The organism is Burkholderia sp. Nafp2/4-1b, from assembly GCF_003635165.1.
In the GTDB taxonomy this organism is placed as follows: Bacteria; Pseudomonadota; Gammaproteobacteria; order Burkholderiales; family Burkholderiaceae; genus Burkholderia.
In genome coordinates this window covers 1-20,292 of the sequence record NZ_ML058621.1, presented here as the reverse complement: position 1 = coordinate 20,292, position 20,292 = coordinate 1, and the positions used below count along the sequence as shown (strand labels likewise).

General features: G+C 66.2%; 20 protein-coding genes and 1 pseudogene. 15 read left to right on the top strand and 6 right to left on the bottom strand.

From position 1 onward, the window contains the following. Window positions 1-107: 107 nt before the first annotated feature. The 11 genes and pseudogenes from C7H84_RS28740 to C7H84_RS28690 all read left to right on the top strand — a co-directional run. Window positions 108-1,403 (top strand): annotated as a pseudogene (locus C7H84_RS28740) (glycine betaine/L-proline ABC transporter ATP-binding protein); the annotation flags it as partial. Next, window positions 1,396-2,292 (top strand): choline ABC transporter permease subunit, encoded by an 897-nt coding sequence (gene choW, locus C7H84_RS28735; RefSeq protein ID WP_121861966.1) that lies wholly within the window; start codon window positions 1,396-1,398, stop codon window positions 2,290-2,292. The pseudogene C7H84_RS28740 and the gene choW, both read left to right, overlap by 8 nt. A gap of 118 nt (window positions 2,293-2,410) precedes the next feature. After that, a complete protein-coding gene (locus tag C7H84_RS28730) occupies window positions 2,411-3,412 on the top strand; it encodes a GlxA family transcriptional regulator (RefSeq protein WP_121861965.1) in 1,002 nt (333 codons plus the stop codon). A 110-nt stretch (window positions 3,413-3,522) separates the two neighbouring features. Then, entirely contained in the window at window positions 3,523-4,470 is a 948-nt protein-coding gene (locus tag C7H84_RS28725; protein ID WP_121861964.1) for a choline ABC transporter substrate-binding protein, read from the top strand. A 292-nt stretch (window positions 4,471-4,762) separates the two neighbouring features. Beyond that, entirely contained in the window at window positions 4,763-5,389 is a 627-nt protein-coding gene (locus C7H84_RS28720; protein ID WP_121861963.1) for a trimeric intracellular cation channel family protein, read from the top strand. 515 nt (window positions 5,390-5,904) lie between these two features. Then, complete coding sequence (locus C7H84_RS28710) at window positions 5,905-6,999, top strand: fimbrial protein (protein ID WP_162999393.1); 1,095 nt, start codon at window positions 5,905-5,907, stop codon at window positions 6,997-6,999. Window positions 7,000-7,063: 64 nt separating this feature from the next. Next, window positions 7,064-7,240: a hypothetical protein gene (locus tag C7H84_RS36590; RefSeq protein WP_162999392.1), complete on the top strand. Its 177-nt coding sequence runs from the start codon at window positions 7,064-7,066 to the stop codon at window positions 7,238-7,240. 206 nt (window positions 7,241-7,446) lie between these two features. Further along, window positions 7,447-8,649: an HlyD family efflux transporter periplasmic adaptor subunit gene (locus C7H84_RS28705; protein WP_240462123.1), complete on the top strand. Its 1,203-nt coding sequence runs from the start codon at window positions 7,447-7,449 to the stop codon at window positions 8,647-8,649. Between the two features lie 3 nt (window positions 8,650-8,652). After that, window positions 8,653-10,752: a peptidase domain-containing ABC transporter gene (locus C7H84_RS28700; protein ID WP_121861960.1), complete on the top strand. Its 2,100-nt coding sequence runs from the start codon at window positions 8,653-8,655 to the stop codon at window positions 10,750-10,752. Then, window positions 10,749-12,056 (top strand): TolC family outer membrane protein, encoded by a 1,308-nt coding sequence (locus C7H84_RS28695; protein WP_162999391.1) that lies wholly within the window; start codon window positions 10,749-10,751, stop codon window positions 12,054-12,056. The genes C7H84_RS28700 and C7H84_RS28695 overlap by 4 nt, the downstream gene beginning before the upstream one ends. Further along, window positions 12,046-12,960: a hypothetical protein gene (locus C7H84_RS28690; protein WP_162999390.1), complete on the top strand. Its 915-nt coding sequence runs from the start codon at window positions 12,046-12,048 to the stop codon at window positions 12,958-12,960. Before C7H84_RS28695 ends, C7H84_RS28690 begins: the two co-directional genes overlap by 11 nt. Window positions 12,961-12,972: 12 nt before the next feature. Here the strand turns inward: C7H84_RS28690 and C7H84_RS28685 are convergent, their stop codons facing one another. Then, entirely contained in the window at window positions 12,973-13,401 is a 429-nt protein-coding gene (locus C7H84_RS28685) for a PACE efflux transporter (RefSeq protein ID WP_121861981.1), read from the bottom strand. A gap of 146 nt (window positions 13,402-13,547) precedes the next feature. Between C7H84_RS28685 and C7H84_RS28680 the strand changes: the two genes are divergently transcribed. After that, the gene (locus C7H84_RS28680; protein WP_121861957.1) at window positions 13,548-14,471 is read left to right on the top strand and encodes a LysR substrate-binding domain-containing protein; all 924 of its coding nucleotides are present in this window, start codon (window positions 13,548-13,550) and stop codon (window positions 14,469-14,471) included. Between the two features lie 67 nt (window positions 14,472-14,538). On the opposite strand, the gene C7H84_RS28675 is transcribed toward C7H84_RS28680, so the two are convergent. The 3 genes from C7H84_RS28675 to C7H84_RS28665 all read right to left on the bottom strand — a co-directional run bounded on the left by C7H84_RS28675 (window position 14,539) and on the right by C7H84_RS28665 (window position 16,546). Beyond that, window positions 14,539-15,687: an exo-alpha-sialidase gene (locus C7H84_RS28675; RefSeq protein WP_121861956.1), complete on the bottom strand. Its 1,149-nt coding sequence runs from the start codon at window positions 15,685-15,687 to the stop codon at window positions 14,539-14,541. A gap of 56 nt (window positions 15,688-15,743) precedes the next feature. Continuing rightward, window positions 15,744-16,013: a MoaD/ThiS family protein gene (locus tag C7H84_RS28670; protein ID WP_121861955.1), complete on the bottom strand. Its 270-nt coding sequence runs from the start codon at window positions 16,011-16,013 to the stop codon at window positions 15,744-15,746. A 134-nt stretch (window positions 16,014-16,147) separates the two neighbouring features. After that, window positions 16,148-16,546, bottom strand: a complete 399-nt coding sequence (locus C7H84_RS28665) for a nuclear transport factor 2 family protein (RefSeq protein ID WP_121861954.1) — start codon at window positions 16,544-16,546, stop codon at window positions 16,148-16,150. Between the two features lie 78 nt (window positions 16,547-16,624). Between C7H84_RS28665 and C7H84_RS28660 the strand changes: the two genes are divergently transcribed. After that, complete coding sequence (locus tag C7H84_RS28660) at window positions 16,625-17,566, top strand: LysR substrate-binding domain-containing protein (protein WP_121861953.1); 942 nt, start codon at window positions 16,625-16,627, stop codon at window positions 17,564-17,566. A 30-nt stretch (window positions 17,567-17,596) separates the two neighbouring features. Here the strand turns inward: C7H84_RS28660 and C7H84_RS28655 are convergent, their stop codons facing one another. Then, the gene (locus tag C7H84_RS28655) at window positions 17,597-18,286 is read right to left on the bottom strand and encodes an aspartyl/asparaginyl beta-hydroxylase domain-containing protein (protein WP_121861952.1); all 690 of its coding nucleotides are present in this window, start codon (window positions 18,284-18,286) and stop codon (window positions 17,597-17,599) included. Window positions 18,287-18,533: 247 nt separating this feature from the next. Here C7H84_RS28655 and C7H84_RS28650 point away from each other — a divergent pair, with 247 nt between their 5' ends. Together C7H84_RS28650 and C7H84_RS28645 are read left to right on the top strand one after the other, a co-directional pair. Then, on the top strand, window positions 18,534-18,884 hold the full coding sequence (locus C7H84_RS28650; RefSeq protein WP_121861951.1) for a DUF4148 domain-containing protein: 351 nt from the start codon (window positions 18,534-18,536) through the stop codon (window positions 18,882-18,884). A 71-nt stretch (window positions 18,885-18,955) separates the two neighbouring features. Continuing rightward, window positions 18,956-19,234 (top strand): DUF4148 domain-containing protein, encoded by a 279-nt coding sequence (locus C7H84_RS28645; RefSeq protein WP_121861980.1) that lies wholly within the window; start codon window positions 18,956-18,958, stop codon window positions 19,232-19,234. Between the two features lie 169 nt (window positions 19,235-19,403). On the opposite strand, the gene C7H84_RS28640 is transcribed toward C7H84_RS28645, so the two are convergent. Then, window positions 19,404-19,931, bottom strand: coding sequence for a cytochrome b (locus C7H84_RS28640; protein WP_121861950.1), 528 nt, complete (start codon window positions 19,929-19,931; stop codon window positions 19,404-19,406). Window positions 19,932-20,292 lie beyond the last annotated feature (361 nt).

The following is a 20,292-nucleotide window of genomic DNA, read 5'->3' as shown; positions in this document are numbered from 1 at the left end:
CGCTGCTTCGCACCATTCCGGCGCGCGATGCCCGTCGTTGCTGGACGTGCGGGTATTGCGTCGCCGCAATCGGGTGCCGCCGGGCGCCGCGCCCCACCTGGCGCGGCTTGCGGGCGTGTCGTATTTGCGCAAGCGTTTGTCGTAATTCGTCGGCAGGTCGGGGTTTTTTCTGGCAACTATGTAGGCACGCTAGGAACACGCGTGAGTCCCCGCTACACGAGGAGAAGGTTTCGATGGATGCCCCCAAGGTCGTGGTCGAAGGTCTGTGCAAGGTGTTTGGAAGCAACCCGCAACAGGCGCTCGACATGCTCGCCGCCGGTGCGACGAAAGACGATGTGCTCAAGCGTACCGGTCAGGTGGTCGGCGTGCACAACGTATCGTTCGACGTGCAGGAAGGCGAAATATTCGTGCTGATGGGCCTGTCCGGCTCCGGCAAATCCACGCTGATCCGCCTCGTGAATCGGCTGGTCGATCCGAGCGCCGGCAAGGTGCTGATCGACGGGCTCGACGTCGCGTCGGCGCGCCGCTCGGCGCTGACCGCGCTGCGCCGCAAGGATATGAGCATGGTCTTCCAGTCGTTCGCGCTGATGCCGCATCGCACCGTGGTGTCGAACGCTGCGTTCGGCCTCGAGGTCGGCGGCGTCGGCAAGAAGGAACGCGAGCGCCGTGCGATGGACGTGCTCGAGCAGGTCGGCCTCGCGCCGTTCGCGAACAAGCTGCCGTCCGAGCTGTCGGGCGGGATGCAGCAGCGTGTCGGCCTCGCCCGCGCGCTGGCCGTGAACCCGTCGCTGATGATCATGGACGAGGCGTTCTCCGCGCTCGATCCGCTCAAGCGCCGCGAAATGCAGGACGTGCTGCTGCAACTGCAGAAGGAACAGCGCCGCACGATCATGTTCGTGTCGCACGATCTGGAAGAGGCGCTGCGTATCGGCAACCGCATCGCGATCATGGAAGGCGGCCGCCTCGTGCAGGTCGGCACGCCGCAGGACATCATCGCGAACCCGGCCGACGATTACGTGCGTGCGTTCTTCGACGGCATCGACACCAGCCGCTATCTCACTGCCGGCGACCTGATGCAGACGGGCGCCGTGCCGACCATGTCGAAGTTCGATGCCGCGAACGTCGCGGCAACGCTGAACGGCAGCGCCGAGTACGCATTCGTGCTCGACGCCGCACGCAAGATCCGCGGCTTCGTCACGCGCGATGCGATCGGCCAGGACACGCCGTCCGTGCGGCCGATCGAAAGCATCCGGCGCGATGCGTCGCTCGAACACGTCGTCGCGCGTGTGGTCGCGAGCCCGAATGCATTGCCCGTCGTCGACGACGACGGCTGCTACTGCGGCTCGGTCGACCGCGCACTCATCCTGAAAGCCATCACGCGTTCGCGAGGCTCCCATGTCTGAAATGATTCCGCTTGGTACCTGGGTCGACCAGTCCGTTCACTACCTGCTCGACCATGATGCGGCGACGTTCGATGCGATCGGCCGCGCGATCGAAGGGCTCGCCGCGTTCGTCGAACATAGCCTGCAGGCGATCCCGATGTGGCTGATGATGGCGATCTTCATCGGCGTGGGGCTGTGGCGGGTGGGCTGGCGCTTCGCATTATTCACCACGCTGTCGCTGCTGCTGATCTTCGCGACGGGCTTCTGGGATCAGACGGTCATCACGCTCGGCCTCACGCTGTCGTCGACGATCATCAGCCTCGTGCTCGGCATTCCGCTCGGCATCTGGGCCGCGAAGAGCAAGTGGGTCGCCGCGATCGTGCGTCCGATCCTCGACCTGATGCAGACGATGCCCGCATTCGTCTACCTGATTCCGGCCGCGATGCTGTTCGGTCTCGGCCGCGTGCCGGGGATCCTGTCTACGGTGATCTTCGCGATGCCGCCGGCCGTGCGCCTGACGAGCCTCGGCATCCGTCACGTGAACCGCGAGATCGTCGAAGCCGGCCAGGCATTCGGGTGCACGCCGTGGCAGCTGCTGTACAAGGTGCAGTTCCCGAACGCGCTGCCGTCGATCATGCAGGGCGTGAACCAGACGATCATGATGGCGCTGTCGATGGTGATCATCGCGTCGATGGTCGGCGCGGGCGGCCTCGGCAACGACGTGCTCGCCAGTATCCAGCGCCTCGACATCGGTCTCGGCTTCGAAAGCGGTCTGTCGGTCGTGCTGCTCGCGATCATTCTCGACCGCATCACCGAGAGCTTCGGCCGCGCGCCGGGCACCGTGAAGGCACCGCTGTTCTCGGGCCTCAAGCAGCTGTTCCGCGCGAAGGCCGAGCCCGCGCAAGCCTGAGCCACCGGCGGCCGGCTTGTCTGCCGGCCGCGTTCCCCGATTCGACCCCGGCCTTTCGCGGCGCATGCCGCGGGGCTGGCGTCCTGCACCCTGCTCAACCGTTCGCCAGGAGCCCGATGTGACGTCCGCCGCCGCCGCCGCCGTGCCCGCCGCCTGCGTTTCACCGGTTTCGTCGCTTGCCCACTTCGGCTTCCTCACGTTGCCGAATTTTTCGATGATCGCGTTTTCCAGCGCGGTCGAAGTGCTTCGGATGGCGAACTACGTCGGGCGATCCGACCACTACCGGTGGTCGATCTATTCGCTCGACGGCGCGCCCGTGCATGCCAGCAACGGCATCGCGGTGCGTCCTACCCAGGCGCTCGACTACACGAGCCTGCCCGACGTGATGATCGTGTGCGGCGGAATTCGCATCCGCGATGTGGTCGACGACGGCGCACGCGACACGCTCGCCGCGCTCGCCGAACGCGGCTTGCCGCTGGGCGGCATCTGCACCGGCGCGTATGCGCTGATGTCGGGCGGGCTGCTCGACGGCTACCGCTGCACCGTGCATTGGGAGAATCTGTCCGCGCTGCATGCGGAGTTTCCGCAAGTCGGGTTTGCCGACGAGCTGTTCGTCGTCGATCGCGACCGGCTCACCTGCACCGGCGGCACCGCACCGCTCGACCTGATGCTCAATCTCGTCGGCATGCGTTTCGGCCAGCAACTGGCCGCGCAGGTATCCGAGCAGTTCATCCTCGAGCGCATCCGCAGCTCGACCGACACGCAGCCGATTCCGGTCGATGCGCGCGTCGGCTTCTCGCGCGCCGAGCTGATCGAGGTCGTCCGGCTGATGGAGGCGAACATCGAGGAGCCGTTGTCGCTCGAGGAACTCGCGCGGCTCGTGCGGCTGTCGCAGCGGCACCTGCAGCGGATGTTCAAGGTGTACCTGAACGTATCGCCGACCCACTATTACCTGACGCTGCGGCTGAAACGCGCGCGCGACCTGCTGCGCACGACCGACGCGTCGATCGCGCGTGTGACGACGACGTGCGGATTCCATTCGCCGTGTCACTTCAGCAAGGCGTATCGCGCGCAGTTCGGTCATGCGCCGAGCTACGAGCGCCGGCTGCCGGGACGCTGACGCGACCGGGCGACCCATGTCGTTCCGCGACGCCGCCGGGATCGTGGCGCGCGGCTTCAACAATCGATCCCGCACCCATGAAAAACGACGTCACCTTGAGGAGAAGACAGATGAAGCGCTTATTGATCGCAGCGGTATGCGGGATCGGGGTTGCCGCGCCGATGTCGGCGGTTTATGCGGCCGACCCGTCCGTGTGCAAGAACGTGCGCTTCGCGGACGTCGGCTGGACCGACATCGCGGCCACCACCGGCCTCGCGGCGACGATGCTGCAGGGTCTCGGCTACACGCCGACCAAGACGATCGCGTCGGTGCCGATCACGTTCGCCGGCATCAAGAGCAAGCAGATCGACGTATTCCTCGGCTACTGGTCGCCGACGATGGACCCGATCATCCAGCCGTTCACGAAGGCCGGCACGATCAAGGTGCTCGCCACGCCGAACCTGACCGGCGCGAAATACACGCTGGCGGTGCCGGACTACGTGTACCAGGGCGGCCTGAAGTCGTTCGCCGACATCCAGAAGTACGCGGACAAGCTCAACGGCAAGATCTACGGGATCGAGCCCGGCAACGACGGCAATGCGCTGATCAAGAAGATGATCGACGGCAACCAGTTCGGCCTCGGCAAGTTCAAGCTGGTCGAGTCGAGCGAGGCCGGGATGCTGGTCGAGGTGAATCGCGCGGCGCGCGACAAGCAGTGGATCGTGTTTCTCGGTTGGGAACCGCATCCGATGAACGTGCAGATGAAGATCGATTACCTGACCGGCGGCGACGATGTGTTCGGCCCGAACTTCGGCGAAGCGAAGGTGCTGACGGCCACGCCGCCCGACTACGCGCAGCGCTGCCCGAACGTCGCGAAGTTCGTGTCGAACCTGCAGTTCACGACGTCGATCGAGAACCACGTGATGCTGCCGATCATGAACAAGGAAGACCCGAACAAGGCCGCGACCGAGTGGCTGAAGGCGAATCCGCAATCGCTCGACAAGTGGCTGGCCGGCGTGACGACGATCGACGGCAAGCCGGGCCTGCCGGCGGTGAAGGCGTACCTCGGCGTGCATTGAGCGACGTGCGCGGGCTTCCGGGTTCAGACCGGAAGCCCGATGTCGATCGCGAGCCGCCGGTGGCAGGGCTGATGTCCTGCTGTCGGCGGCTTTGTCATTTTCTGCGCGGCCGCAAGCGGTGCGCGAACCATGCGTTAGACTCCTCGATCTCGATCGGGGAGACCGCAATGATCCACAACGCGCGCATGGCATCTGGATGGCACCAGCACGTCGGCACACGGCCGAATCGCACCCCTGCGTGTCGCGACGCCCGTTGCAACCGGACGATGCCGCACGCCGGCCATTCGCTCGCATGAAGCGCATCGAGCGAATCGTGCTCGCCGCCGATCTCGCGGGCACGGCGGTGTTCGCGATCGAGGGCGCGATTGCGGCGATCCACGCCGGGCTCGACCTGTTCGGGGTCATGGTGCTGTCGCTCGTCGTCGCGCTCGGCGGCGGCGTGATCCGCGACCTGCTGATCGGCGCGCGGCCGCCGAGTGCCGTACTCGACTGGCGTTATCCGGCACTCGCGTTCGCGTCCGGGCTGCTCACGTTCGTCTTTCATGCGCGGGTCGCCGCGTTCTCGCCTGCGCTACTGACGACGCTCGATGCGGCCGGCCTCGCGTTGTTCGCGGTCGCCGGCGCGGTGAAGGCGCTCGAATTCCGGATGCATCCGTTCATTGCCTCGTTGATGGGCGCGGTTACCGGCTGCGGTGGCGGCGTCGTGCGCGACGTCCTGCTCGCGAGGATCCCGGTCGTCCTGGTCGCCGACATCTATGCGAGTGCGGCGCTGCTCGGTGCGGCGCTCGTCGTGTCGTCGCGCCGTGCCGGTTGCCCGCCCGTCGTCGCGGCCGTGCTCGGCGGCGTCGTGTGCTTTGCGCTGCGGATGGCGGCGGTGCGCTATGGCTGGCAGTTGCCGAAAATTTCCGGCGGAGCGTAAGCGGCGATTCCAGGCAGCTGTTTTGCCTGCCGCGATCGATGCTCAACACTTCCTGATGCAAATCCGACTCTCGCTTGGGCTTCCCTCACGGCAAATCCACTACTACAGCCGGATTCGGGCACGCTCACGCGCAACTGAAAGCCCTCGTTAACCATTCACACATTTCGCGCGAAAGCCCTGCCGCGCGCGCACTTTGTCCCGAAATTTCTGACTCGTCCGATTGGCTTCGCCGCAGCCGCGCACGAGAATGGCGCCTAGCTCAGAGGGCGGACGGCAACATCGCTTGGTCGATGCTTGCGGGCGCCTTGTGCAAGCGGCCATGTTCCTGTTGAGGATCGGGTAGCGATTTCGCATGCAGTCGACCGACGAAGATCGGATGGGCCGCGTCGTGTCGTGCGTCGAAAGAGACGCGAAACGACATCACGCACCGGGCCGCGGCGAACGACATACATGGTCCCTGAAATAGCGTGGTGAGGCTGACGTGGCGGCAGCGTCGGCGGCTCGCGGAGTCGATCATGAGTCGAAGGGCAATTCCAGTGAATGACGAAAGTCGTGGCAACACGCTGAAGCGCATGCCATTTATCCCGGCGGCGCGCCGCCACCTGCTCGGCGTCTGTGCCGGCGTGCCGCTGCTGGCGTTTGCCTGCCTGCCGTCGCGTGCGATGGCCGCGTGCGAGCTCGGCACGGGCGGCGTCTATCGCGTATCGCTTGCGCTGCCGGCCAGCGTCACGGTGCCGCGCGATGCGCCGGCGGGCACCGTGATCGCAAGCGCGCGATATAACTATTCGTATAACCAAGCGTATCCGGTCGGTGTTTACTGCACGACGGGGACGACCGTCGAAAACCAGAGCGGATCGGGGTGGCAATCGTCCAACGGCATCATTCCGACAGGTACCCAGGGCCTCGGCTACCGGGTGCGCCGCCTAGCGAGCGGCGATGCGCTGGACACCGGTTCGTACACCGTACCGGTGTCGGTCTTCCATACCCCGTCGCAGTGTGGCTACCCGGCGAGCGGCAAGTGCTACGGCTATCTGGGCACCCCGGTCGTGCTGGAACTCGTCAAGACGGGCGACGTGCCACCCAACGCGATGATCACCGGCGGACTGCTCGTCACGCAGCGCATCGGCGGTCTGACCGCGTCGACGGTCACGCTGTCGACGCCGCTGATGACGGTCGCGTCTCAGAGCTGCACCGTTACGTCGAGCAAAGTGGAGGTACGTTTCGGCCGGATCGCCGCGCACACGCTCGGCGAGGTCGGCAGTGCGGCATCCACGGTTCCGCTCGGTATCTCGATTGATTGCCGAGGCGTGTCGTCGAAGATTGCGGTGACCTTCGCCGACGTTTCGTCGCCGAACAACCGTTCGAATGTGTTGTCGCTGACGGGCGACTCGACCGCGCGCGGCTTCGGCATCCAGATCTTGTCGAACGCACGGCCGATCTCGTTCGGCCCCGATTCGTCCGTAGCCGGCAATCCGAACCAGGTCCAGATCGGCAACGTCAGTAACGCGATTTACGAAGCGCCGTTCTCGGCGCGCTACATCCGCACGGCGTCGGACATCAAGGCCGGCACGGCCAACGGTCTCGCGACGTTCACGATGTCGTACCAGTGATGTGCCGTGCCCGGCGATCGCGGCAAGTTCGGCCAAATTGTTTTCAACCCAAGGAGCAGGAAAGATGGAGAAGATCGATCGCGCGACGCTCGCGCAGTCGCGACTGGCTGGAGGCTGTTGCAAGCGGCGCAACTCTCTGACATTGAACCCGATAAGTAAAACCACACCGCTCACCACGACGCCGCCACCGCCACCGCCGCCCACCGGCGGTGGTGGCGTGCCGCTTCGGGCGCCGGGCTGATTCCCGGCTGTCGCGAACCGTTCGTTTCGACGGTTCGCGCAGTTCCGTTGCCACTCCGTCGCCGGCATCGCGCCGGCGCGTTCTTGCACGGCACGTATGCCGCATGATGCGTCGCGCAGGGCTCGGCCCTGCACGCGGCCTGTCGCTGCGAGTCGGTCGGCAGGCCGCCGGGCCGCGCAGACGGGCCGAGATCCGGAACATCGAAATTGGATTGGGAAGCTGGAAAACTGCCGCGTTTCACGGATGTACCGTGGCGCTGGGTCGCATACTGCGCGTCGGCCATCGTCGGCGCGGGCATTGTCTTTGCCTTCGTGCAGGAAATCGAACTCAAGCGGGACGTGCCATGCGAAATCGTGTCGCCGTTCGATGTCAGGATTACAGGTCATGAGGGGCTCGTGACGGCCGTGTACGTGGCGTCGGCCACCGCGGTGAGGAAGGGGCAGCCGCTGTTCCGGCTGGCACGCGACCTCACGTTGTCGGCCGACGGCCGCCCAAGGCCGGTCTTCGACGAAGCGCTGCGCGACAGGCAGACGGCCGCGACGAACGCGCAATTCGACGATCGCATCGCCGCGCTGCGGGCTCGCATGCACGCGGCCGAGCGTACGGAGGCGGCGCGCATGCGCGAACTCGACGCGCTCGGCGATCGGCAGCACCGCTTGCGGCAGATGGCCGACGACGCGCGGCGCAGGCTCGTACGTGTCGAAGGCGCGGCCGACTACGTCATTGCCGATCGCATCGAGCAGGCACGCATCGAGGTCCGCCAGAACGAAGCAGAGATTGCGCAGGGAGATGCCCGGCATCAGGCGCTGCTTGCCGATCTCGAAACCTTGCGCGGTAGCCGCGGGGAACTCGGCGCGCAGATCCGGGAGCTGCATGCGCAGCGCGATCGCGAAGTGCAGGACATTCTGGTGCGTTACGAGGCAGCCCGGCGGGACATCACCGTATCGGCGCCGAACGACGGCATCGTGACGTTTTCTGGCCTCGTGGCCGGAAATGCGCTCGCACCCGACGACGTCGCGCTCGTGATCTCGACCAACCCGAAACCGTCGCTGTCCGCGGCACTGCGCATTCCGTCGCGGCAACGCGGGTTTGTCCGGGAAGGGCAGACGGTCCGCATCAAGCTCGACGCGTTCCCGTATGCGCGCTTCGGCAGTGTCGCCGCGCGCATCGACTCGATTTCCGGCACGACGATGACCGCGGCCACGGGGTCGTCACCGTCGCCGGCGCCCGCGAGCGTACGGCCGACCGATTACCTGGCGTGGGCGACGCTGAGCAGCCCGACGTTCGGCCGGCCCCGCGAACCGCTGCGGATTCTTCCGGGGATGCAGGGCACCGCGAGCGTCGTCGTCGAGCGTCGTTCGATCGCCGAGTGGGTATTCGAACCGCTGTTCCAGATGATCCGGAGTTGACGCGTGCGCGTGATTTATCAGAATGAAGTCGCGGACTGCGGATATGCGTGTCTGGCGATGGTGCTGACCCATCTCGGGCGCACGACCGAAGTACGCGAGATTGCCGCGCGTCGTCCGGTGTCGTCGCACGGGCTGACGCTAATGGACCTGTATGACGTCGCGACCGATTTCGGGCTGGCGGTGCAGGCGTACCGGTTCGACGCCGGCGATCTGGCCGACATCAAGCCCGGCTCGATCATTCATTTCGGCGGCGCACATTTTGTCGTCTTCGAGCGCGTGCGTCGCGGTCATGTGCAGGTGATCGACCCGGCAGTCGGGCGCCGCCGTGTCGCGCTCGACATGTTCCTGTCGAGCGTGTCCGGCTACTTGCTCGAATGCGCGCCGACGCCGGCGTTGCCACGCATTCGCGCACGTTCGCGCGTGCCGGCCGCGCTCGCACGCGTGAGGGCACTGAATCCGCAGTTGCGCGGGCAGATCGGCAAGCTGCTGTTCGTCGCGATTGGAAGCCAGTGCGCGATCCTGGCCATGCCGTATTTCGGCAGCCTCGTGCTCGACCAGATCGTGACCAGCGACAACCGGAATCTGCTGCAGATTCTCACGCTGACTTTCGCGAGCATTTTCGCGATCGGGACATTCAGCCGCTTCGTGGAGTCGTATCTGACGGCGCTGGTTCATACACTCGTCACAGTGAACATGACCGAAGGGCTGATCGGGCACTTGCTGCGCCATCCGATTCCGTATTTCGAGAAGCGCAACGTCGGCGACCTGTTCGCGCGCGTCAAGTCGCAGGATGAAATCAACGACTTCGCGGTGCGAACCGCCATCTCGCTGCGGATCGACCTCGCGGTCGGCGGCATCGCGGTGCTGCTCATGATCGCGCAGAGCCGCCTGCTGGCCGGTGTCGCGCTTGGCATCTTTGCGACCTATGTCGGCGCCGCGTTCGTGCTGTATCGGCCGATGCGTGATGCGCACATGCTCGTGCTCGAACGGACGGCCGAATGCGAGGACTTGCTGTTCGAGACGATCCGGGGTGCGTCGCTGATCAAGCTCGCGTCGGGCGAGGTGCGGCGCACGGCGATTTACATGGCGAAATTCAAGGCGTGCGCGGCGACGATGCTGCAGAGCGCGAAGCTCACGGCCTCGCGCGATGCGGTGTTGAAATTCGTCGACTATGCGGACGTCGTCGCGATTACGTGGCTGTCGGCCGGACTGATGCTCGACGGCAAGATCTCGGTCGGCGTGTTCTATTCGTTCATGATCTACAAGTCGCTGGCCTCGGAGCGGCTCGCGCAGGCCATCAACGCGCTGTTCGCGCGTCTCATGCTGACAGTGCCGGTCGCCCGGGTTGCCGATATCGTCGACGGCGAGCCGGAGCGCTATACACCGCTGGCGCAGATCGGCCGCGCGGTAGAGACGCAGTGCTTCGATTCGATCGAGATGAGCGATGTTTCGTTTGCGTATGGGGCGTCGGACCGTCGCGTGCTGACTGGCGTGAATCTCCAGATCCGGCGCGGCGACCGCATCGCGATCGTTGGGCCATCCGGATGCGGGAAGTCGACGGTATTCAAGCTGCTGTGCGCGGCTGAACGCGCGCAGCACGGCGACGTACGGTTGAACGGCGTGCGCTACGCGAATCTCGCGGTCGACGAGATTCGCCGTCACATGACGCAGATGCGGCAGGGCGATCTGATCCTGCGCGGATCGATCGCCGACAACGTTTCGCTGTTCAACGCAAATGTCGACCACGCGCGCATCAACCGTCTGCTCGACGAGGTCGGCCTGCTGGACGACGTGATGCGCTTGCCGATGCGCACGCGCACGATCATCAGCGATTCGATCGCGAACATCTCGGCGGGGCAGCGGCAGCGCCTGCTGCTCGCGCGCGCACTGTATCAGCCGGCCGATCTGATGCTGCTCGACGAGCCGACGTCGAACCTCGACGCGGCGTCGGTTCGGCGTATCGCGGCACTGCTGCAGCGCATCGATCGAACGGTCGTCGTGATCACTCACGATCGCGCGCTTGCTGCCACGTTCGAGCGTTGCTACGAACTGGTGGACGGCGTGCTGGTGCCGGGCGTCTCCAATTGCGCGGGCGCGGCGTGACGATCGGACGGATCCTGCTCGCGGCAGCGCTCGCATGCGTGTCGCCGCACGCGCTTTCGGATGACCTGATGTCGGTCGTGACCAGCGCGCTCGATTACGACGCGGAACTCGCCGGCGTGCGCTCGGAAGTCGAAATCGGCCGTTTCGGTGTGCCGCGCGCGCGTGCCGCGCTGCTGCCGCGGATCGATGCGGGCTGGGGACGCACGTATAACCGGATCGCGACGCGGGACGTTCCGCCGGTGCATTACTGGCAGAACGGCTGGACGGTATCGCTGACGCAGCCGCTGTTCGATTGGGAGCGCTGGATCGCCTATCGGCAGGCGGGAACCGCGGCCGCCAAGGCGCAACTGGCCTATGCGAGCGCGCAACAGGCGCTGATGCTGCGCGCCGGGCTTGCATATTTCGACGTTCTGGGAGCCTCTGACGAATTGACGCGGGCGACGGAATACGTGGCGGCGGTTGCCGAGCAGTACGAGCTCACCGTGCGCCGGCGGGCAGCCGGGGAGGCGACGCTGATCGACGTACGCGAGGTGCAGGCTCAGCTCGATGCGGCGCGGCTGCAGCAGATCGAAGCGCGGCAGGCCGTGGATTCGCGCCGACGGATTGTCGAAACGCTGATCGGCCGGCCGCTCGGCCCGGTCGCGCGCGTGCCGGACGAAACGCCCGCGCTGCGGCTCGATCCGGAAGACGCCGGGTATTGGGTTGCACAGGCGGAGCAGAAGAGCTATCCGGTTCAGATCGGCGAGCTCGCCGTGCGTGACGCGGGGGATGACGCGCACCGCGTGCGCGCACAACGGTATCCCGTCGTGAACTTGACGGGCAGCCATTCGCCGGCGGGTGCGGCATCGGGCTTCGCGCAGCCGACGACCACGACGACCGCGATGGTAACCATATCGATCCCGCTGCTGACGGGCGGTGACATCCAGGCGCGCCTCCGGCAAGCGCTGGCGGCTGAAGACAAGGCGCGCAGCGCGCTGCAGGCAGCAACCCGCCAGGCGGCAGCAGATACGCGCGACGCCTTCCAGCGACTGCACTGGGCGCGTGAGCGCGGCGAACTCCTTGGCCGCCTCGTGCAGGCCAACGAGCGAACGCTCGACGCGACGCGGATCGGCTATCGGGTCGGCAGTCGCACCAACCTCGATGTGCTGCGCGCGTGCGAGGCACTTTTTGCGAGCCGCAAGGCGCGGCTGAGTGCGCGTTACGACGTGCTTTCCGCGTACCTCGCGTTGAAATCCGCGGTCGCGTCGCTGGATTTCGACGACGTCGCGCGGATCAACGGATGGTTGACCCACGATGGCCGATAAGCGGCAGCGACGCCTCGGCTGGCGCGATCGATGGCTGCTGCGCCTGTCTGGCCGCGGGCTCGAGCGGTTGGCGCTCGCCGTGTGGGTCTTGCGGAGTATCGGCTCCCCACGCACTCGGTGGGCCGGGCGATTGCGCTACGAGTGGGGGCGCGATCACGTCGCGCTTGCCCGTGCGCACATGTGGCGGACGATGGCGGCAGACGAATTCGAGCGCCTGATGGATCGGCGCCTGCATGTCGAGCGCATTGCGGGCCGCGATGCCGAATGGCCGGGCCTCGAAGCGGCCGCGCAAGCGCTTGCCCGAGCGATTGCCCGGCTTCGCGATGAATCGGGCGGCCGTCCAGTGATCGTGTCGCCGTTTCATTACGTGTCGCAGTTTGCGAATGTGGTCGTGATGGATGCATTGTGCGACGCGCTGCAATTGTCCGAGATCGCGGTCGTATCGGGTATTGCGCGGGAAACGTATGGCGGTTTCGAGTCGACGCTGATCCCGAAACTGCGCGTGCTGCACACCTACGACGAAGGAAACCGCAATGCGCTCGGGCTACGCGTGTTGCATGCACTCCGGCGCGACGGCGTTGCCGCCGTGTTCGCCGACGCGCCGCCGTATCTGATGCAGCGCTTTCCGATGGCGACGATCGAGGTCACGATGTTCGGGCGGCCGGCGCGGATCCACCGCGGTGTGTTCACGATCGGTGCACATGCCGGCGCTGTGCTGCTGCCGTTTCATCTGACGCTGACGGCCGGCCGATTCGATCACCGGATTTTCACGCCGATCGATCTCATGCAGGCCGACGCGCCGCAGCGCGTCGCGGACTGCATCGAACGCGCATGTATCGATGCGTATCCGAACTGGACTCTGGCCGGGCACCCGTCGCAATACGCATTCGCGCCGCTCAGATAGCGGTGCTGGCTTTCAGCATGGCCGCTTCGTCGCGTCCGGCAGGTCGAACACGCGATCGAACGCCCACTGGAACACGAACGCGTAGCAGAAGAAGAACGCGAACAACCCGATGTCGACGACGAACGCGTCGAGCCATGAGATGTCGAGCCACCACGACACGACCGGCACGAGGATGAAGATCAGCCCGCCCTCGAAGCCGGTCGCGTGCAGGATCCGCCGCCCGAGCGTACGCTGCGGCTGGCGGCGCGACGCTTCCCAGCGCTCGAACAGCGCGTTGAAGATCATGTTCCACAGCATCGCGATCACCGACATCGTTGCCGACAGTGCGCCCGAGTAGATCAGATCCTGCTTGAAGAGCGCGGCGATCACGGGCGAGATGCAGGAAATGGCGATCGCTTCGTAGAGCACCGCCTGCGTGATCCTGCGCGGTAGGCCTTGCACGTTGTTGCTCCGGTTCGACGATGGTTGCCGCCGCACGGTGCCGCGACGTTTTGCAAGGCTAGCTGCGTTGCACGTCGGCTTCAATTCACCTAATCTCACGCGGATTGAATTGAATTCACCCGGCCTGACCCGGCCCGCGAGGCTCCGTGTTCTCGAAAATTCCCCTGACTGCATTGCGTGTATTCGAGTCGTGCGCACGGCTCGGCACGTTCAAGGCGGCTGCCGACGAACTCTCCGTGACGCCGACGGCCGTATCCCATCAGATCAAGTCGCTCGAAAGCCGGCTCGGCGTGCTGCTGTTCGAGCGCGGCGCGAGCGGCGTGCGGCTGACGGAAGAGGGCGAGCGCTTGTTTCGCGCGTGTCACGACGCATTGCTCGGCATGAGCCGCGGCCTCGATGCGGTGCGGCCCGCGGCGGCCGACGCGCGCACGCTGGTGCTGACCACCACGCCCGCGTTCGCCGCGATGTGGCTGATTCCGCGGCTCGGCCGGTTCCGCCGCGTCGATCCGCAACTGCACATCAAGGTCGAAACCGGCAATGCGCTCGTCGATCTCGAACGCGACGCGCGAATCGATCTCGCGATACGCGCGACGTCGCGCACGTTTCCGGCGCTGCACGAGATCGCACTGATCGACGAGTATTTCAGTGCGTACGCAGCGCGCGATTTCGACGTCGGCCGCGCGGACGAGCGGCTCGAACTGATCGAGACCGCGTGGGATGCGCCACTGCCGGTGTCGATCGATTGGGCATCATGGTGCCGTGCGGCCGGTCGCGAAGCATGGCTCGAGCGCGCGGTGTTCCGCCATTACGACGACGAGCATTACGCGCTGCAGGCCGTGCTGCACGGACAAGGCATCGGGCTGCTCAGTTCGGTGCTGGCCGCCGAGCACGTCGAGCGCGACGCGCTGATGCCGATCGAGGCGTCGGTGCGGCTTGCCGGCGCGCGCTTCGTCGCGCTGTGCCGGCCGGGCAGGGAGCGCGAGCCGCAGGTGCGCCGGTTTCTCGACTGGCTCGAAGCGGAGATCGCACAGACGCGCGCGGCGGTCGCGCGGATCGCGCCGCGGGCATGAGGTAACGAAGTAACGGCTCGGTGCTGGCGTTGCGCCGCAGTGCGCGCATCGCGTCGTTCGTCGTGCGTCACCCGAAGCGTACGCAATATACGGGCGGCAAATGCGCGGAAACCTGTCGCCAGTGTTCGCCGCCATCGGCGGAGGTCCATAACCCGCCCGTCGTCGACCCGATTGCGAGACGCGTGCCCGAATCGTCCACCGCGAGCCCGTGCCGATACACGAGGTCGTAGGCCGGCGCGGGCGGCAAGCCGTTCGACAGGCTCTCGAAACTGCGGCCGCCGTCGCGCGTGCGCGTGACGACGAAGCGGCCGTTCACCGGAATCCGGCATGCATCCTTCACGGCCGGCACGAACCACGCTGTGTCGGGATCGCGCGGATGCACGGCCACCGCGAAGCCGAAGCTCGACGGCTGCGCTTCGATTCGCTGCCAGTGCGCGGCGCCGTCGGTCGAGCGAAAGATCGCGCAGTGATGCTGGGTCCACAGCACGTCGGGATTGGCCGCGCACTGGACGACGCGATGCGGATCCTGCACGTTCGGCTCGCCGCGCCGCTCGGGCGGCATGTAGTCGGCTTCCATGCCGTCGGCGGTCACACGCCAGGTCGCGCCGCCGTCGAAGGTCTGCCACACGCCGCCGCACGAGATGCCGACGGCGACGTGCCGGCTGTCGCGCGGATCGACCATCACCGAGTGGATGCCCGGCGCATCGTAGCCGCCGCCGAACCATTCCGGGCGCTCCGGGCGATCCCACAGCGCGCGGTTGAGCACCCACGAATCGCCGCCGTCGTCGGAGCGGAACAGTCCGCCCGGTATCGTGCCGGCCCACAGTACGCCGGGCTCGTCGGCACCGCCGGCTTCGAGCGACCAGATCTGCTGAAGCGTCCACGGCGGGCGTGGCGGGCTGGGTGCAGCGTCGTCCGCGTCGCCGGCGCCCGCATGCGCGCCCGCATAGGCGCGTGGCTCGTCGGCAGGCTGAGGCGGATAGACCGGCACCGCGCATTCTTCCCATGTGGCAGCGCCGGCGCGCCGGCGATGCAGCTTGACGCCGAAATGCCCGAGATTGAGCGCCGCATACAGCGTGCCGTCGCGCGGGTCGGCCAGCGCCATGCTGACCGGTTCGCCGATGAAGTCGGGCTCGCCGAGCGACCAGCCGCCGTTACCGTCGGCGTGCAGCACGAACAGGCCCTTGCGGGTCGCGACGAGCAGTCGATCGTTCATGTCGGGTGTCTCCTGTGGGCTTCGACCGGGTGCGGCTTCGATGCGGATGCGTCCCTTTATCCGCCCGACAACGCCTGCACGACATACACGCTGCTTTCGGCGCCGAGCGCATCGGACAGGTGCTGCCGGTCGCGGATCGGGTGGCCGTCGATGAACACCGACAGGTGCTTTCGCAGCGCGCCCTGGTCGTCGACGATATAGCCGCGCAACCGCGGCTGTTCGCCGAACACGGTGTCGAACGCTTCACCGATCGTGCTGGCGTCGATGTCGCGCTCGGGCGTGTCGATGTGCCGCTGGATCGACGCCGCGAAGAAGAGATGGGCCATGACAGTGGCTGGCAGGAGCCGCGCGGGGGGACGGTCTGTAGTGTAGGCGATCGATCGGGCTCGTAGCGGCATTGCCGTACGGCCGGCGGCGCGCGTCGTTGCTGCGCCGCGCCATCGCCGCTGCAGCCCGGGCGTTATGCGTACTTGTCGCCGACCGTGCTGCGGATCGGATACGTATCGTAGACGATGATCATGCGTTCGATGCGCGCGTCGTCGTCGAATTCGAACACGTCGACGCACTCGAAGCGTACGGCGGAGCCGTCTTTCAGCCCCCAGTCGTAGACGAAATAGCCGGTGGCCCGACGTGCGCCCGTCGCGCTGACGCAGATGTCGATCGGCGTGATGCGGCTTTGGCCCGATGCGGCCACGACCTTCTCGAAGAAGGGCTGCGGCGCCATCCAGCCGAGAAACGGCGAGAATATCCGCGCATCGGGCGTAAACAATGCGCAGATCGCGGCGACGTCGCCGCGTTCGAGCGTTTTCAGGTAGGTATCGACCTGCCGCGTGTATAGTGCGTCGGACGACGAGACCATGGGTTTTCTCCGCTGATTGTTGACGAGCCAGCCGCGACCGCGGTCGCGATCCGGTTCAACCACGATAGCGATGCAGCGATGACCGAACAAACGAAAAATCCGCAATCCGGGTATGCGGGGCGTGCATATCCGCTCGCGGATCTCACCCGTGCGTTGCCGCCGCTGACTGCGTTCCAGGCTTTTGTCGCGGCCGCCGAGCTCGGCAGCTTCAACCGCGCGGCCGAGCATCTGTGCCGCACGCAGGGCGCGGTGAGCCGGCAGGTGCAGCAACTCGAAGCGCATTACCGGTGTGCATTGTTCGTGCGTCATCCGTCGGGATTGACGCTGACCACCGAAGGCGCTGCGTTGTTGACGGTGGCCATCGACGTCCTCACTGAACTCGCGCGGCACGCGCATACGCGCGCGCAGGCTGCGTCGGTCCTTACATTGCGCTTGCCGTCGACGTTCGCGATTCGCTGGCTGCTGCCGCGTCTCGCGGCGCTCAATCACGCATTGCCGCGCACCGAATTGCGTATCCATACGTCGGCGGACGACACGCCGGATTTCACCGACGCCGGTTTCGATGCGATCGTCGTGCGCGGCAGCGGAAGCTGGACGGGTATGGTGGCGGTGCCGCTGTTCGACGAGTGCCTGACGCCGATGTGTACGCGCGAGGCAGGTGCGTCGCTGAAGTCGATCGCCGATCTTGCGCAGGCGACGCTGCTGCATCCCGCAAGCAATCGCGACGAATGGCGATGCTGGCTGGGCAGCGTCGGCGCAACGCAGATCGACGCGGGCACCGGGCTCGTATTCGATACGCTCGAACTGACACTGACGGCCGCGGCGCAGGGTCACGGCATCGCGATCGGCGATCCGCGCATGGCTGCGGATCGGCTGGCAACCGGCGCACTGATCACGCCGTTTCAGGAGGTGGTGCGCAACGGGCTGGGCTATTACCTCGTCTATCCGGTGCAGCGCGCCGAGCAACCTGCGATTCAGGCGCTTGCCGAGGTTCTGACGCGGCTTGCGCGCGACGAGTGAAATCGCAACGGGCCAGCGCCGCGCGGAGTGCTAGACCGGAATCGACCGCCCGCGCACCTTGATCCCGAGCCGCACGATCCCGATCACCGCATTCGACAGCCACGTGAGCACGCGTGGCATCCCGCGCCGGCGGATATCGAGCAGCAGCACGATCCGCACTTCGTCGCTGTCGTTCCACACCTCATGGACGAACGTGTCGTCCCACAGCAGGAAGCGGCCTTCGTCGAGCCGGTATTCGCGGCCGTCGACCTTCAGCACCGCAGCCGGCGTGCCGTCCGCGCGCTTCGGCATCGACAGCACCAGATAACCGCGCAGGATGCCGCGGAACGGGCCGCGATGCGGCGGGATGTGCTTGCCCGGTGCAAGGAACGACAGCGACGCGGACAGCACGTCCGGCGACGCCGCGACGATCGATTCGACGGTCGGGCAGCGCGACAGGTTGCGCGGAAACGGCTGGCCGTAAGCCTGCATGATGAACATCCGCCAGTCGCGTGCGTCGTTGGCGGAGATGTCGCGCTGCTCGCGCATGATTTCGTGAAAGCGCGGGATGCGCGGCAGGTCGCGCGCGACGGCGAGCGCTTCGGCCCGGATGGCCGGCCACGCGCGAACGAAGCGTTCGGCATCGGGAAAGGCGGCCGTGTCGAGCACCGCGCCGCCGTCGAGATGACGGTCGTACAGCGTGCGCAGCCAGCCGGCTGCATAGTCGTAAACGACGGACATGGTCGAGGGTCGATCCACTAGGTGGCGTCAGTCTGCCCCACGCCCGGTGGGGCCTGTGTTACGTCAGGTTACGCCGGCTGACGAACGAATGACAGGGGGATGGTCGGTCGCTGCCAATGCCGCGGAAAAAACGGGGCGCCGTGGCTCACCGCGCAATGCGAGCGGACGGTAGCCGGGAATAAACGCACGCCGGGAGTCGTCATACGGGTGTAGCACGTCGTCTCGTTGACTTCCGAAGGAGTGAAACATGAATACGCATTGGCTGGTAGCCGCCACGGTGGCGGCGATTTCCGTCGCGAGTGTCGCGACACCTGCGTCGGCCCAGGCGCAGCAACTTACACGCGCGCAGGTCAGGCAGCAGTTGATCGACGCCGAAAACAACGGGTTGAGGTTCGTGACTGATACGTCGTATCCGTCAGTGAGCCCGCTGTTCCAGCGGCAGGCCGAGCAGATGCCGCAGCAGCAAACGGAAACCGCCATCGGCAGCGAGCCGGCCGCGTCGTCCGATGCGGGCAGGCCGGCGACGCTGCCGTCTCGTCCGCGCTCGGCTGCGTGCGTGGGCCCCGAGAGCTTCTGCACGCTCTATTTCGGAAGTTGACGGAGGCACCCGATTCGCCGGGTTCGAGCTTCATCACGTTTGATCGGTACGGAATATCGCAGGAGTCTATGATGAAAACTTATATCGCACTACTGATGATGATCGGCGCGCTCGCCGGTCAATCTTCGTTCGCACAATCGAACGCGCCGCTGACGCGCGCCCAGGTTCGCGAGGAGCTGATTCGTCTGGAAGCGGCCGGATACGAGCCGTCGAAGGGCGATGACGGTGAATATCCGGACGACCTGCAGGCGGCGCTGGCGCGCGTCGCGGCAGAGGATCAGGCGCGGATGGCGGCTACGGCCGCCGGGCATGTACCGGCCCCGGGCATGCCGGTGCAGATCGACAAATAGGTGGCGCCATGCTTGCGTGCGCCTTCAGGCCGTCGTGTTCGCGGTGCGGCGACACGCATGCCGTTCGCGGCCCACGGCACGCTCGAACGGGCCGCACGGCCATGCCGTTGATCGCGCGCCGCTTTGCGCGGCGTCGCGATCATCTCGTGACGCGATTACGGTGGTGAGATCACCAGGGCATCATCCGCTGCATGACCTGGTCGCGCAGGACGACACGATGCACGATCGCGGCCGCGACGTGAAGGCAAATGCCGCCGAACAGCACCCACGCGAGGATGCCGTGCACGTCGCCCATTGCATGCCCGAATCGCGATCCGGCCGCCGACAGAGCCGGCAGCGGTACGAGGCCGAACAGCGTCACGGCCCATGCGCGCGACGACGCGTTGATCCAGCCGAGCAACGGCACCGCGATCAGCAGCGCATAGAGCCCGAAATGCGTTGCGCCGGACACGGCGCGCATCGCGGGCGACAGTTCGTCGGCAGGCGGGCGATGCGTCGCGCGCCACAGCACGCGGCACGCCATCGCGGCGAGCAGCGCGGTGCCCACGATCAGGTGCGCGGCGATCAGCCCGACCGGTTGCGTGTCGCGGTGCACGTCGGGCATCGTCCAGCCGATCAGATACTGCGCGACGACGAGCGCCACGATCAGCCAGTGAAGAAGGCGTGCGACAGCGTCGTATCGGGCGGGCGTGGACATGAAAACTCCTGGCAAGGTGGGGACCGTCTCAGCCTGCGAATTCTACGGCCTGATCGTTAACGAAACATTAAGCACGCGGCTGCCCGAGCGGCATCGATCACGCATGCAATGCAGCGGATTGTAATTGCGGCGTAGCAATTAACGCCGATTCTGAAAAGCGCTTGAGGTTCGCTGCCGGTATTCCGGCTACCGTCGGCCACGACATGCCACGGGCGCGCTTCGTTTCCCTTCAATTCGGTTTCAGATCGATCCCCGCTACCCGACCGGGAGGTGTTTTACCGTGACAGAGTCGACGCTCGGGCGCTGGCGAGCCCATCTGCTGGTCGCCGCGCTCGCGGGCATGCTGAATGAAATGAACGCG

Coding starts and splice junctions, on each gene's coding strand:
- C7H84_RS28645 (WP_121861980.1), top strand. CDS start 18,956: ATGAAAACTTATATCGCACTACTGATGATGATCGGCGCGCTCGCCGGT.
- C7H84_RS28655 (WP_121861952.1), bottom strand. CDS start 18,286: ATGTCCGTCGTTTACGACTATGCAGCCGGCTGGCTGCGCACGCTGTAC.
- C7H84_RS28725 (WP_121861964.1), top strand. CDS start 3,523: ATGAAGCGCTTATTGATCGCAGCGGTATGCGGGATCGGGGTTGCCGCG.
- C7H84_RS28720 (WP_121861963.1), top strand. CDS start 4,763: ATGAAGCGCATCGAGCGAATCGTGCTCGCCGCCGATCTCGCGGGCACG.
- C7H84_RS28640 (WP_121861950.1), bottom strand. CDS start 19,931: ATGTCCACGCCCGCCCGATACGACGCTGTCGCACGCCTTCTTCACTGG.
- C7H84_RS36590 (WP_162999392.1), top strand. CDS start 7,064: ATGGAGAAGATCGATCGCGCGACGCTCGCGCAGTCGCGACTGGCTGGA.
- C7H84_RS28690 (WP_162999390.1), top strand. CDS start 12,046: ATGGCCGATAAGCGGCAGCGACGCCTCGGCTGGCGCGATCGATGGCTG.
- choW (WP_121861966.1), top strand. CDS start 1,396: ATGTCTGAAATGATTCCGCTTGGTACCTGGGTCGACCAGTCCGTTCAC.
- C7H84_RS28675 (WP_121861956.1), bottom strand. CDS start 15,687: ATGAACGATCGACTGCTCGTCGCGACCCGCAAGGGCCTGTTCGTGCTG.
- C7H84_RS28650 (WP_121861951.1), top strand. CDS start 18,534: ATGAATACGCATTGGCTGGTAGCCGCCACGGTGGCGGCGATTTCCGTC.
- C7H84_RS28665 (WP_121861954.1), bottom strand. CDS start 16,546: ATGGTCTCGTCGTCCGACGCACTATACACGCGGCAGGTCGATACCTAC.
- C7H84_RS28670 (WP_121861955.1), bottom strand. CDS start 16,013: ATGGCCCATCTCTTCTTCGCGGCGTCGATCCAGCGGCACATCGACACG.
- C7H84_RS28660 (WP_121861953.1), top strand. CDS start 16,625: ATGACCGAACAAACGAAAAATCCGCAATCCGGGTATGCGGGGCGTGCA.
- C7H84_RS28710 (WP_162999393.1), top strand. CDS start 5,905: ATGAGTCGAAGGGCAATTCCAGTGAATGACGAAAGTCGTGGCAACACG.